Below are 13,935 nucleotides of genomic sequence, written 5' to 3'. Positions count from 1 at the left end.
TATGACTATAAATTTTAGCTAGTAATCGTTGAGGAATTAATCACTTCTTAACATTCTTCTTCTGTCTTGTATAGTATGTCGTTTTAGTATTCTATAACTTTCACTAACAACTTCAGGATCCTTTTTCATATTCCAGAGAATATCACTAGCACGTTTACGATTTTCCTTTATATCTACTATAGGCATTGGGTAATCTTCACCAAGCTTAAAGTTATAAAGGCCTTGTTCTAGTTCTGTCATCAGGTAAGGTTCGTGAATAAATGCAGTATCTAATTGTGCTAATTCTGGTACCCATTTTTTTATAAAAATGGCATCAGGATCGTGCTTTAAACCATTTAAAGTAGGATTGTAAATTCTTAGATTATTGATGCCAGTTTCACCTGCTTGCATCTGTAATTGGGGAAAATGTATGCCTGGTTCAAAGTCTAAGAATTGCTGTGATAAATGCGTGGTTGCGTGCTGCCAAGGTTGCCAAAGAATATGGGTGAAAAAAGATGCCAACATAGCACGCATTCTAAAATTAACATAACCTGTTTCAATTAAACAACGCATGCTAGCATCTACTAAAGGAAATCCTGTTAGGCCTTCTTTCCATGCTTTTTGATAATTTTCAGATAAGTTTTTCTTTAGCTTGTGGTACCCTTTATTAACGCTTGCATTTTCCATGGTATGTTCCATTTCAAACTTTTGAATAAAATGGGCTTGCCAGCGTAAGCGCGAAATAAAAGCACCAATATGAAGTTTGTCTTTAGTTTCTGCTTTTAATTGTTGTGCTTTTTGAAATACTTGTCTTACAGATAAGTTTCCCCAAGCTATATACGGCGAAATTCTACTACAACTGCTTCGTGAAGCTTCGGGTTTTGAAATATTATCCATGTAAGCTTCATGACGACTTTCTAAGAATGAATTTGCGTATTTCCAACCCATAGTAGTACCACCTTTTTGAAATTTGGTGTCTGCTGGTGTAAATAAATCTGTAACTGAAAATAGTTTTTCTAATTCTTCAATTTCCGATATATGTAATAATTGATTTTTTTTAGGTTGAAACACTTCTAAATTACTGTTCATATAATTTTCCCAGTTTTCAAACCAATTATCTCGATTTACTAAACCACGTTCAACACCATTGTTTTTTGATTCTTTCCAATCTATGAAATTGTTTCTACAGTAGCGTGTAAATTCTTTATCTCTGTTGTAAGTGACTAATAATCCGGTTTCAACATGTGAATATATAGTATTAATTTTGTAAAATTCTTGAAGTTGATTAAAAGCACTTGTAATATCACTGGTAACTGTTAAAACTTTAGAATTATGTTGTAATAATTGCGCATTAATGTCTTTTAAAGATTCTTTAATAAAATTGAAATGACGCTCACTATAATGATCGTTATTTAGTAACACATGCTCAAAAACATAAAGTATAAGAGTTCGTTTTTTAGATGCTAAAGCATTAGAAATAGCTTCGTTATCCTGAAGTCTTAAATCACGTTTTAGCCAAACCACATTGATATGTTCTCTATTAGTATTCATCTGGGTTTTCTATAATGGAAGCGGCACGTTCTTTCATACTATTGAGTTGACTTTTGTCCATTTTGTCTAATAAACTATACATCATTGCCATGCGTCTATTATTTCCTAAAACCTCTCGTTTGTCATCTAAGAAATTCCAATACAAACTATTAAATGGACACGCATTTTCTGTTGTTTTTTCTTTTTTGTTGTAATGACATTTATCGCAATAGTTACTCATTTTGTCAATGTAACTGCCTGAAGATACATAAGGTTTTGTGGCAATTTTTCCGCCATCAGCAAATTGACTCATGCCTCTGGTATTGGTTAATTGTACCCATTCTATAGCGTCTGCATAGATACCCAAATACCAAGCATCTACTTCGTCCGGATGAATTTGAGTTAATAAAGCATAATTGCCAGTAATCATTAAGCGTTGTATGTGATGTGCATATGCATTATCCAAGGAATTATTGATACTCTGTTTTAGGCAATTCATTTTTGTGTTGCCTGTCCAGAAAAAATCTGGAAGTTTGTTGGTGTTTTTTAAGTGATTTTCTGTTTTATAATCTGGCATTAATGTCCAATACATTCCTCGCATATATTCTCGCCAACCGATGATTTGACGCACAAAACCTTCAACTTGAGAAATATCGATTTCAGATTTATGGTCGTAGTAATAATCAATTACTGCATCTACAACTTCTTTAGGACTAATCAGTTTTATATTCATGGCAAATGATATGCGCGAATGAAATAAATAAACTTGGTCTGTATGCATGGCATCTTGGTAATCACCAAACCGAATTAATAAATGCTCAAGGAAATAATTGAGCTGCTCAAGTGATTGTTCCCTATTTACAGGATAACTAAACGTACTTGTTTTAAAGCGACCAATGGTTTTTATGTCGGCTTTTTCTATGTCTGAAACAATTTCTGAAACATCATTAATATACCATTTGTAATGCGGAATTTCGGGCTTGCCTTTCCACTTTTTTCTATTGCTTTTATCGTAATTCCATTGACCACCTTCAGGTTGTTTACCTTCCATTAAAACCTCGTGTTTTTTACGCATGTTGCGATAAAAATTTTCCATGAGATAGGTCTTTTTACCTTCAAAGAATTCTTTCAATTCGTATCTGGAAGTGTAAAAATGTTCGGAATCGTAGGTGTTGGTTTCAATGTCTAATGAATTACAGAATTCAGAGAGTTGTTGGTCTAGGCGATATTCGTCTGGCAATTGATATTCAAAACATTCAATAGCGTGGTCTTTGACTAATTTTGAAAGATTTTCGACTAAACTTTGCGTGTTACTTTCATCATTAATTTTGAAATAAATGAAGTTGTGTCCTTGCGAATTTAGTTCTTCAGCAAAATTTCGCATCGCAGCAAAAAAGCCAATAACCTTTTGAATATGATGCTTCACGTAATCTGTTTCTTGTCGCATTTCAAAAAGGCAATAGGTGACACTCTCATTGGTTTCTGTAAACCATGAATGTTGAGCGTTGAGTTGATCGCCTAATATGAGTCTTAGTGTCTTCTGCATTTTTCACTACAATATTTTATGTCGTCCCAATTCTTTTCCCATTTTTTCCTCCAAGTGAATGGTCGATTGCATTTAGGACACATTTTTGTCGGAAGATTTTCCTTTTTTACACCTTTCATTTTTTAACCAAAGCGTTAATCATACCATTGAAAACAAAAGCATGAAATGGTAAAACAGCATACCAATACAATCGTCCCCAAATACCTTTCGGTCTAAAAACAGCGCGTTGGTGTAATTGGCCTTTTACAATTTTAAATTCTAACCAAGCTTCACCTGGTAAACGCATTTCAGCAAAAAGCAATAATCGTTTTTCTTCTTTACTGGCATACAAAACACGCCAAAAATCTAGAGCATCACCAGCTTCTAAATACGTGTCGCTGGTTCTTCCACGTCTTAGACCAACACCACCAAAGAGTTTATCCATGTAACCTCTGATTTTCCAAAGGCCATTAAAGCTATACCAACCATTTCTGCCGCCAATTCCCCAGATTTTATCTAAGGTATAAGCTTCATCAGTAACAGTTTTTTGTCTTTCATCTTTAAAACAACCGTATTGCGGTATTTCGATATGCTTAGACAATTGGTCTTTAAAACGTCCGCTGCTTACCGCATCTTTCCAGCTCGATATCACAGCATTTTGTTCAATTCTTTGAAAGGCTAAATCCACAGCAGTTTTATAATCCATAGGTTCTATGCCAATAATTTTATTGATATTACTGGGTTTACCTATGACTTCAACTTTCATACTATCGACTAGAGCAGCTGCTAATTGAAAGGATGTTGATGTAACAAAATACAGCCAATACGAGGATAGTTTTGGTGTAAGAACTGGCAGTGTAACGATATAACGTTTCAATCCTCTGACTTCTGCAAATTGCAATAGCATTTCTTTGTATGTCAATACTTCTGGACCAAAAATGTCGTAAGCTTTGTTATATAATTCTTCTTTGCCTAATCCACCAGCTAAAAAGTTTAAAACATCTCTAATGGCTAAAGGTTGTGTTTTAGTGTTGAGCCATTTAGGAGTAATCATAAAAGGTAGTTTCTCTACGATATCTCTTATAATTTCGAAAGACGCGCTTCCGCTACCAACAATGATTCCGGCTCTAAAAGTAGTTAGTGCGTAGGAATCAGATTTCAAAGTATTTTCTACCTGTAATCTCGATTTTAAATGTTTTGAAAGCGAATCATCATTAACAATACCACTTAAATAAATGACCTGTTTACAATGTGTTGGTTCTACCAGTTTTTTGAAATTTTCGGCACACTGTAATTCTAAGTCTTCAAAATCATCAGAACTAGTGGACATAGAATGAATTAAATAATAAGCTGCATCTATGTCTTTTGGAATTTCTGCAGATTCAGGTTTTAAAAAATCTACTTTTATAAATGTGCAAAGTGGATTATCTTCAATTTCATCTGGAATGCGACTTAAATCACGTACACAACAGATAAGCTCATGCTTATCTTCTAGCAGTTGAAGTGCTAGTCTTCTTGCAATATAGCCTGTTGTACCTGTTATTAATATTCGCATTAGTCATTAGAATTTACAAATTGTGGTTTTGGCCTTTGGTAATCTAAACGTTTCTTTAATTCTGGAATAGCATAGCCATCTAAGCCATTTATAGTGGCTACTTTTCCTTTTGATAAATTAACAAAACCATCTTTTTCAATTATATAATCATCAATATATAACTTGTCAATTTTTCCAATAACTAATATGGTGTTGTTGGCTGCTATTTGGTATTCTTCAACAAATTGCATTTCCATTTGTACAGGAGAGCCTTTAACAAATGGTGCAAGAAATTCACCTTTATAATCTTCGGTTAAATTGGTGACGTCGAATTCTGAAATATGTCCATCGTATTTTGCAGAGGTGTGATGTGCATCGTCTAAAATGTCGTCGTAAATATGATTAATTGTATATTTTCCGGTTGTTTTAATATTATGATAGGTGTTTCGCATTACTGTTGTTGGTCTTAGAAAAAAGCCTAATAATGCAGGGTTTGAACCCAAATGCGTAATAGAACTAAACACGGCGACATTACTAATACCATTTTTACTTTTGGTGCCAATTAAGTTTGCGGATTTATACCCAGAACAACTATTAATTAAATTGATTCTGTATAAATGAGGCATCTGGTCTAAATTGTCACTATTGAATTCTAACATTTACAAATTATTGAAATTGTTGATTTTTACATTTTGTGCTTTTAAATCGAACATTAAATTATACAACCCAAAGAATGTTCTATTGATGTAAATGAAATGTTTCGAACCTCTGTTGCCATTCATGTTACGTAGTTCGGTACTTTTTGAATAGCGTTGTCCCATTTCTGTAATTTGATTAAAAAATTCAGGATTTGAAAAGTCGAATTCTTCAACATGAAATGGTTTTGTAAATAAACTTAACAACTCATGAAACATAGCGCTGAAAAATGTAATTTCTTCGGAGCTATCGTCTGTACGTAGAATTTCTAATTCATACAATTTCTTTGTGAATGCTTCAGGATTATTGATGCAATCTTTTTCTGCTAATTCAAAATATGGTTTGTAAAATTCATCCGGAATCGTTTTCATGCAACCAAAATCTAAAGCAATTAAGTTGCCTTCTTCTGAAATTAAAAAATTACCAGGATGCGGATCTGCATGTACCTTTTTCAACTTATGAATTTGAAACATATAGAAATCCCATAATGCTTGTCCGATTTTGTTCGATAAAGTTTGATCTGTATTATGAGCTACAAATTCTGAAAGATGTTCACCTTTCATGTAATCCATAGTGATAATGCGTTCCGATGAAAATTCTTCGTAATACTTAGGAAACTTAAGGTTAGGGATATGTGCACAAGCTTCGGCAACGGCTTTACTTTGCGCAATTTCTAAGATGTAGTTTGTTTCTTCTGTAAGTTTATTTTCAACTTCTTTAAAATACTTATCGGAGTCTTTCCCTTTAATATTAAACATTTTAATAGCAATGGGTTTTACCAACGCTAAGTCTGACGCAATACTTTCCGCAACTCCAGGATATTGGATTTTCACAGCAAATTTTTTCCCACCCTTCTCAGCCATATGGACTTGGCCTATACTGGCAGCATTTACTGAAGTTGCGTTGAAAGTATCAAATAAATCTTCGGGATGTTTTCCGAAATATTTTTTAAATGTTTTAATAACTAAAGGTGGTGACAATGGTGGCACAGAGAATTGAGATAACGAAAATTTCTCAACATAGGCTTGTGGTAAAATGCTCTTTTCCATACTTAGCATTTGAGCCACTTTTAGTGCGCTACCTTTTAATTTTTTAAGGCTATCGTAGATGTCTTCGGCATTATTTTGGTTTAAACGTTCTTTGGCACCTTCTTTAGAATTTACCATTTTATCACCATAATACTTTAAGTAATTAACGCCTACTTTAGCACCTGTAGAAACTAGCTTACTAGCTCTAGATATTTTTGTAATTGGAATACTATCTATTGTTTTCATCTAGTTGGAGTGTATTTTTTCTTTATATAAGAATTTACCAAAGTCAATAAGACTTTTTAAGGGAGTTGTATCTATTAAATCGAAGCTAGCTTGAACTGATTTTTCTATATAAATATCTGTTTTTTCGAATGAAGGTGATGTGTCATCAATCCAAAATTTCATCGTTACAAGTAACTGAAACCAAGCAGATTCTTTAAGACCTCTGTTTTTTATTTTTTCGAGTTTTTCTTGCTTAAGATCTATAGTTTTTATGTCTAATAGTTCTATGTAGTTGGTGAAACTTTTCTTTAAATGAGAAAGTACCTTGAGTGCCTTTAATTGATGCTTTTCGGTATTTAACGTGTGAATGACATAACTTCTATTTGCTGTTAAGACTTCGAAAAAAGTAAAATAGAAGCTCAATAGTTTGTTGCGTGCATCAAAAGATTGATAATCTTCACTTTTATGAAGTACTTCTAAAGTATTATCAAAAAATATGCTGAAAATAGACTGTTCTAAAGATTCAAAAGAGTTGAAGAATTCATAGAATTTTTGTTCTTCAAAATTATTGTCTTTAGCGAAAGCATATACCGATTTTGGTTTATGACTGTGTGTTAAGACATAATCCATGTAAAATGAAATGATGTCTGACTGCTTTATGTTTTTCTTTTTTGCCATTGTAACTGATTTACAATGTAAATATACATAATGTTTAACTATTTTAATTCAAAGTTAAACAAAATTTAACACCAATTTCTGATATGTATGTGTTTTTCTATATGGTCTTAGGCAAATAGTATTTTTTACGCAACCAAAATGAGACTCTAACCAACAGAATTAAAGCAGGTACTTCTACTAAAGGCCCAACGACACCTGCAAATGCTTGTCCGGAGTTTAATCCAAAAACAGCAATGGCCACAGCAATAGCTAGTTCAAAATTATTACCAGCAGCTGTAAAAGCGATAGCGGCTGTTTTATCGTAAGTGGTTCCCATATCTTTACTAACAAAAAAACCAATGATAAACATTAAAGTAAAATAGATTAATAATGGTACGGCTATGATGAGTACGTCCATTGGTATTTCTACAATGAGTTCTCCTTTTAAAGAAAACATCACCACGATTGTAAATAATAAGGCTATTAATGTTAAAGGGGAAATCGCTGGTATAAACGTTTTAGTGTACCAATCTTCACCTTTTAATTTTACTAAAACCAAACGTGATAAGATACCTAATACAAACGGAATACCTAAATATATGGCTACGCTTTCTGCAATAGTTGCAATAGAAATATCTACAATAGCTCCTTCAAAACCAAAATAGGGTGGAAGTACTGTAATAAATAAGTAAGCGTAAAAACTATAAGCAAAGACTTGAAAAATACTATTTAAAGCTACAAGTCCTGCTCCGTATTCGCTGCTACCTTCAGCTAAATCATTCCAAACTAATACCATGGCAATACAGCGTGCCAAGCCAATAAGAATTAGGCCAACCATGTATTCAGGGTAATCTTGTAAGAATGTAATTGCTAAGATGAACATTAGTACTGGCCCAACAATCCAATTTAAAACTAAAGATATAGATAGAATTTTCACATCTTTAAACACCTTTGGTAATAAGGCATAATTCACTTTAGCAAGTGGAGGATACATCATTAAAATAAGGCCAATTGCAATTGGGATATTTGTGGTTCCGCTACTATAAGATTCAATCAGCTCAGGAAGTGACGGAGCCAAATAACCAATACTAACGCCTAATGCCATGGCTATAAAGATCCATAATGTAAGATAACTATCTAAAAAGCTTAATTTTTTTTTGATTGCAGTCATTGTAATTAGTTTACGATGTTAGAAAACACATATTTTAGTTCTGTAGCAATTTGAAGACTACGCTCGTTATATTTTTCTAATTGTAGTGGAGTATTATCAAACGCCTTTGGGTCATCATAAGTTATTGGAATTCGTTTATCTGATCCACCAATAAAAGGACAACCTTGATCTGCGCTAGAACAGGTCATAATCGCTGCAAACTCAGAAGTCGGATTAAATTCATCATCAAATGTTTTTGAAAACCCAATGATTGGATGTGCATTTTTTGAATACTTTATACTGTATACCGGATTACTCCCATTAGAAAGTGTTTCAATTTGAAACCCTGTGTTTTCAAGTGTTTTTGCGACCACTGGAAATAAAGCTGTAGCTTCAGTGCCGCCTGAGTAACAAAACACATTTTTTATATTAAAGTATAGAGCCAATGTTTGCGCCCAAACCTGAGATAAATGGCTGCGACGCGAATTATGAGTGCATATAAAATTTAAATTAACAACTTTGTTTTCGGTTGTTTTCATTTGAATGTAATCGATGAGTGGTTGTAATATCGCCTTACGTTCTTCGGAAATAGAGTCAACGGGTAATTGTTCTATTTGATTATTAATGGGTTGGTACAGCATAGTGTTTTAAATTTTTAATGGTTAACAGCATCCAGAACCTGGAGTACACGATGGAGCGTCATTTTGTAAATCTGAAAATTGAAGTTTTGGTTTCTTTTCAGGAATACCACATTGGTCTTTAGCTAAACAATCTGTCAATTTAGAAGTCAATAAAAAATGGGTGCCATCAAAGTCTAATCCGTATTTTCCAATAGTGTCTCCTTGGTATTCTACTTCAATTTCTAAGTCTTCAATTTCTAAAATTTTTTCAGAAAGCTCAATAATATTTAGAAGCTTTTCAGGATGTAATCTATGGTCGTAGTCGTCCGCTTCCCAAAGTTGAAAGTTGGCAACATTTTCAGTTCTCACTGTGCCTCCACAATCTATAAAATGTTTCGATATTTTTCCAACTTCTGTGACATGAAAGTGATTTGGTACTAAATTACCGTTCGGTAATTGAAACGCAATAGTATCTAATGTTTGTAATTTTGATTTAATTTCTGATAGTTTCATAAGTCAATATTATATTTAACAACAGTTATTTTTTTCATTAATATCTTGATTAAGGAATACGGAAAGTACGGTTTTCATTTGCGACCAATTGTCTTTATCAATACAATAACAAATGCTAGTACCTGTAATGTTTCCTTTTATAAGTCCAATTTTTTTTAATTCTTTTAAATGCTGAGAAATGGTCGGTTGTGCTAAACCAATTTCATCTACCAAATCACCACAAATACAAGAATCTATTTTAAATAAATGCTGAAGAATAGCCACTCTAGCCGGATGACCAAAAACTTTAGCGATGCTTGAAATTTCATTTTGTTCTGACGTAAAAATTTCTGATTTAGTTAAACCCATAAGTTATTGTATTAATATATTGCAATATTACGATTAATAGGGTTGTTATCCTAAATATTGCGTGTTAAGAAATCGTTATTAAGAATGTTAGTTTTCATTTTAAGGATTCCTTAACATTTATCGCTTGGCTTAAGTTGTAATTTTACCTCAGTTAAAAACAAACACTAACACTATACAAAATGAAGAAATTATTACTTTTTACATTTGCGTTAACATTAATGTTTTCGGTAGATGCACAGATTAAAACTCCACAACCAAGTCCTTTTTCAAAAGTTGAACAAGTTGTTGGCTTAACTGATGTTACTTTAGAATATTCTCGTCCAAGCATGAATGGGAGAACTATTTTTGGAGACTTAGTCCCTTATGGTAAGCTATGGAGAGCAGGAGCTAATAAAAATACAATGATTACATTTAGTGATGAAGTGGTTATTGCTGGTAATACTTTAAAAGCAGGTGCTTATGCTATTTTTATAACACCTTCTGAAAAATCTTGGGAGGTTATTTTCTATAGTGATACCAACAATTGGGGAGCACCAAAAACGATTGATGCTGCTAAAGTTGCCGCTAAAGTAAAAATTGAAACCATGCAGTTACCAATGAAAGTTGAAACGTTTACGATTACTTTTGACAATTTAACAAGCGGTTCTGCAGAATTAGGTTTTATCTGGGAGAATACTATGGCTAATTTAAAATTTGAAGTACCAACTGCTAAGACAGTAACGGCTTCAATTGAAAAAGTAATGGCAGGACCATCAGCTAACGATTATTACGCTGCTGCGGTTTATAATTTATCTGAGGGAAAAGATTTAGAACAAGCTAAAGATTGGATGGAGAAAGCGATGTCTATGACTAAAGATCCTAAGTTTTACCAATTGAGAAAGCAATCATTAATTTACGCTGCTTTAGGTGACAAAAAGAAAGCAATTTCAACAGCTAAAGAATCTTTAGCTAAAGCAGAAAAAGCAGAGAATGCAGACTATATAAAAATGAATAAAGATTCTCTAAAAGAATGGGGAGCTAAATAAAACAGTACTATCAGAGTGTTTAGGTATTCTGATATAATATAGAAAGCGCAACTCATTGAGTTGCGCTTTTTTTTTATGGATACCTATTTAGTTTGATATAAGATTTTCGTTAGCAAAACCAATCGCAACTAAAAACTTACAGTTTTTAAGAATAATCTAAACCAATCAACGCTCTTACAGTATCTAAAGTACTCATGAGTTGTTTGCTTCTTTCAAAGGTCATTAAGTCACTTTCTGTTTTACCATCTCTAATCAATTGATTAAAATGTTCAATCTCGTAACTGTAACCAATGGTCTTATTGTTGAATGTTTTTAATTCAGAATGCCCTTGATTATCAATTAATGTGACCGATGAAGGTTCGTGAAAACGGCCGTTAATTTTTATAATTCCATTTTCACAATGGAAAATAGCTTCGGTATTGGTTTCCGCTAAGAGTGTGCTTTTTAGATTTGCTTTAGCTGAACTATAATGAAATTTAATATCACACTTTGAGTCGGCTCCAGAAGAAAAGAATTCAGCTTTTGCTTCTATGGATTCTGGTTGTCCAAGTGTTGATATTGCTGCAAATACAGGATAAATTCCTATGTCTAATAAACTACCTCCTCCAACAGATTTATCAAACACTCTAGAGGTTTCATTATATGTTGGATGAAATCCAAAATCTGCTTCAAGTTTTAGTATAGCACCAAAATGGTTGTTATTAATCAGTTCTAAAACATATTGATAATGTGGAAGGAAAAGCGTCCACAAGGCTTCCATTAAAAGCGTGTTTTTTTCTTTTGAAAGTTGAATCATGTCTTCAACTTCCTGTAGGTTCATAGCAAATGGTTTTTCGCACAACACCGCTTTATTATGGTTTAAGCATAAAATGGTATGTGCTTTATGAAAACTGTGAGGTGTCGCAATATAGATGGCATCAATATGTGCGTCTAAAACTAAATCTTCGTAACTACCATAGGCGATATCTGCATTAAATTCTTTTCCGAAAAGGTTCGCTTTTTCAAGATTTCTAGAGGCTATAGCATAGAGATTAGAATTTGAAACTGTACTTAAATCTGCAGCAAATTTAGACGCGATTTTACCTGCTCCAATAATGCCCCAATTAATACAATTAGTAGTCAACTTGTGATTTTTTAGGTAAAGTGAATTGTAGTAGATTTGCGATGCAAATAACAACAACACAACCAAATAAGTTGAGCCATAAGTAAGGCATCCAATCATACCACCAGCCAATAACTACAATGGCTTGTGTAATTAGAGCTCCAATAAAAACGGCATTGCCTTTTATATATTTAAAGAAGAAAGCAAGTAGAAATATACCTAAAACATTGCCATAGAAAATAGAGCCTATAATATTCACTAGCTGAATTAAATTCTCGGCAAGATCTGCAAAACAAGCAATAATTATAGCAACAATTCCCCAACCAAACGTAAACCATTTAGTCATTTTTACCATATGATCCTCTCCTTTATCTTCTTTTAAATTTCTTCCGTATAAATCGATAGAAGTGATTGTTGCTAATGCATTAATTTCCGAAGCTGTTGAAGACATCGCTGCAGATAGAATCACAGCTAATAATAAACCAATGAGTCCAGTCGGTAGATTGTTTAAAATAAACCGAATAAACATATAATCTCTATCGTTGGTCTGTGTGTCTTTTGCTGCGTCTTTATAAAGTGCTGTTAGTGCTGCGGATTTTTCTAAATAAGCTGGGTTTTTAGAATTAGATTTTAGGGATTCTACTTCTTTCTGAAGTCTATAATATTCAGAGCTATATTCTGAATCAACCGCTTTTTTAATTAAGAATTTAGATTCTAATCTATACGTTTTTTCAATACTATCGAGTGCGAAAAGTTGTTGTTTCGTCGTCGGATTTTCATTTTTGGAGTATTCTAAACTTAACGTTTGTTTTTTAGAAAAAAGGGCATTTTGTTTATCTTGAAGTGCTCTATAATTATCTCCGTATTCTGAAGCTAAAACAGTTTGAGTTGAAGCATCTATAAAGTTTAATGGAGACGGATTAAATTGATAAAATACAAATACCATAACTCCAACAAGCAATATAAAAAATTGCATTGGCACTTTTAGTAATCCATTAAAGAGTAAGCCCATTTGCATTTCTTTCATGGATTTACCAGAAAGGTAACGTTGCACTTGGCTTTGGTCTGTACCAAAATAAGAGAGCATTAAAAAAGTTCCACCAATAAGGCCTGTCCATACGGTATATCTATTTTCTAAATCGAATGAAAAATCTAATACTTGCATTTTACCTGTAGCACCAGCAATATCAATAGCATCAATAAAAGACACTTCTTCAGGAATTAAATTAATAATGATAAATAAGGCAGCAAGCATACCAGCAAAAATGACAAACATTTGCTGTTTTTGAGTTACCGTTACTGCTTTAGTACCTCCTGAAACGGTGTAAATAATGACTAATACTCCAATAACGATGTTTAGGGTAACGATGTTCCAGCCGAGAACAACAGAAAGAATAATGGCAGGTGCAAAAATGGTGATTCCTGCAGCTAGTCCACGTTGAATTAAAAAGAGAATGGCTGTTAAACTTCGGGTTTTAAGGTCGAATCTATTTTCTAAAAATTCGTAGGCTGTGTAGACTTTAAGCCTATGATAAAGTGGAATAAATACCAGACAAATAATAACCATGGCAATTGGAAGTCCAAAATAAAACTGAACAAATCCCATACCATCAGAAAAAGCCTGACCAGTTGTAGAAAGAAAGGTTATTGCACTGGCTTGGGTTGCCATTACTGACAGACCAATGGTCCACCACTTAGAAGAATTACCTCCTTTTATGTAATCTTGTGCATTTTTTTGACCTCTAGTTTTCCAAGTACCATAGCCAACAATTGTAGCTAAGGTCGCTATTAAAACGGCCCAGTCAATCCAATCTAAAGTTTGCGGCATGCTATGCGAATGAAGCCGTTATAAAATAAAAAAGAACGATATAAAGTGCATTTGCAATTAACACTGCAGTATACATTTTGCTCCATTTTTGTTTTGGCTGTGGTTGGTTGTCGTTGTGCATGTTTTTAGTTATTAGTTAGTTGTTAGGGGTTTTTACAGGGTTTTAGCTATAAAA

At 33.2% G+C, this 13,935-nt stretch carries 14 protein-coding genes; 1 reads left to right on the top strand and 13 read right to left on the bottom strand.

The features are described from left to right. Positions 1-36: 36 nt before the first annotated feature. The 11 genes from DFQ10_RS14055 to DFQ10_RS14005 form a co-directional block, all read right to left on the bottom strand. Complete coding sequence (locus tag DFQ10_RS14055; protein WP_115818080.1) at positions 37-1,530, bottom strand: cryptochrome/deoxyribodipyrimidine photo-lyase family protein; 1,494 nt, start codon at positions 1,528-1,530, stop codon at positions 37-39. Further along, positions 1,520-3,055: a cryptochrome/photolyase family protein gene (locus DFQ10_RS14050; protein ID WP_115818079.1), complete on the bottom strand. Its 1,536-nt coding sequence runs from the start codon at positions 3,053-3,055 to the stop codon at positions 1,520-1,522. The genes DFQ10_RS14055 and DFQ10_RS14050 overlap by 11 nt, the downstream gene beginning before the upstream one ends. Then, positions 3,040-3,174: a DUF2256 domain-containing protein gene (locus DFQ10_RS14045; RefSeq protein WP_115818078.1), complete on the bottom strand. Its 135-nt coding sequence runs from the start codon at positions 3,172-3,174 to the stop codon at positions 3,040-3,042. The genes DFQ10_RS14050 and DFQ10_RS14045 overlap by 16 nt, the downstream gene beginning before the upstream one ends. Beyond that, positions 3,171-4,589 carry an SDR family oxidoreductase gene (locus tag DFQ10_RS14040; protein ID WP_115818077.1) on the bottom strand — a complete coding sequence of 473 codons (1,419 nt, stop codon included), beginning with the start codon at positions 4,587-4,589 and terminating at the stop codon, positions 3,171-3,173. Before DFQ10_RS14040 ends, DFQ10_RS14045 begins: the two co-directional genes overlap by 4 nt. After that, positions 4,589-5,227: a flavin reductase family protein gene (locus tag DFQ10_RS14035; RefSeq protein ID WP_115818076.1), complete on the bottom strand. Its 639-nt coding sequence runs from the start codon at positions 5,225-5,227 to the stop codon at positions 4,589-4,591. Before DFQ10_RS14035 ends, DFQ10_RS14040 begins: the two co-directional genes overlap by 1 nt. After that, on the bottom strand, positions 5,228-6,538 hold the full coding sequence (locus DFQ10_RS14030; RefSeq protein WP_115818075.1) for an ABC1 kinase family protein: 1,311 nt from the start codon (positions 6,536-6,538) through the stop codon (positions 5,228-5,230). Beyond that, positions 6,539-7,195, bottom strand: a complete 657-nt coding sequence (locus tag DFQ10_RS14025; protein ID WP_115818074.1) for a TetR family transcriptional regulator C-terminal domain-containing protein — start codon at positions 7,193-7,195, stop codon at positions 6,539-6,541. It lies immediately after the preceding gene. A 97-nt stretch (positions 7,196-7,292) separates the two neighbouring features. Further along, positions 7,293-8,345, bottom strand: a complete 1,053-nt coding sequence (arsB, locus tag DFQ10_RS14020) for an ACR3 family arsenite efflux transporter (protein ID WP_115818073.1) — start codon at positions 8,343-8,345, stop codon at positions 7,293-7,295. A 5-nt stretch (positions 8,346-8,350) separates the two neighbouring features. After that, a complete protein-coding gene (locus tag DFQ10_RS14015) occupies positions 8,351-8,965 on the bottom strand; it encodes an arsenate-mycothiol transferase ArsC (protein ID WP_115818072.1) in 615 nt (204 codons plus the stop codon). Positions 8,966-8,986: 21 nt separating this feature from the next. Beyond that, positions 8,987-9,457, bottom strand: a complete 471-nt coding sequence (locus DFQ10_RS14010; RefSeq protein ID WP_115818071.1) for a DUF6428 family protein — start codon at positions 9,455-9,457, stop codon at positions 8,987-8,989. A gap of 15 nt (positions 9,458-9,472) precedes the next feature. Then, the gene (locus DFQ10_RS14005) at positions 9,473-9,805 is read right to left on the bottom strand and encodes an ArsR/SmtB family transcription factor (RefSeq protein ID WP_115818070.1); all 333 of its coding nucleotides are present in this window, start codon (positions 9,803-9,805) and stop codon (positions 9,473-9,475) included. A gap of 179 nt (positions 9,806-9,984) precedes the next feature. Between DFQ10_RS14005 and DFQ10_RS14000 the strand changes: the two genes are divergently transcribed. Further along, on the top strand, positions 9,985-10,830 hold the full coding sequence (locus tag DFQ10_RS14000) for a DUF2911 domain-containing protein (RefSeq protein ID WP_115818069.1): 846 nt from the start codon (positions 9,985-9,987) through the stop codon (positions 10,828-10,830). A 145-nt stretch (positions 10,831-10,975) separates the two neighbouring features. Here DFQ10_RS14000 and DFQ10_RS13995 read toward each other — a convergent pair whose 3' ends face one another. Further along, positions 10,976-11,953 carry a Gfo/Idh/MocA family protein gene (locus tag DFQ10_RS13995; protein ID WP_245940721.1) on the bottom strand — a complete coding sequence of 326 codons (978 nt, stop codon included), beginning with the start codon at positions 11,951-11,953 and terminating at the stop codon, positions 10,976-10,978. Continuing rightward, complete coding sequence (locus DFQ10_RS13990; protein WP_115818067.1) at positions 11,943-13,760, bottom strand: sodium:solute symporter; 1,818 nt, start codon at positions 13,758-13,760, stop codon at positions 11,943-11,945. The genes DFQ10_RS13995 and DFQ10_RS13990 overlap by 11 nt, the downstream gene beginning before the upstream one ends. Between the last annotated feature and the right edge of the window lie 175 nt (positions 13,761-13,935).

It is taken from the genome of Winogradskyella eximia (assembly GCF_003386165.1).
GTDB classification, from domain to species: domain Bacteria; phylum Bacteroidota; class Bacteroidia; order Flavobacteriales; family Flavobacteriaceae; genus Winogradskyella; species Winogradskyella eximia.
The sequence above is the reverse complement of the archived record's forward strand: the minus strand, read 5'-3'. Positions and strand labels throughout refer to the sequence as shown.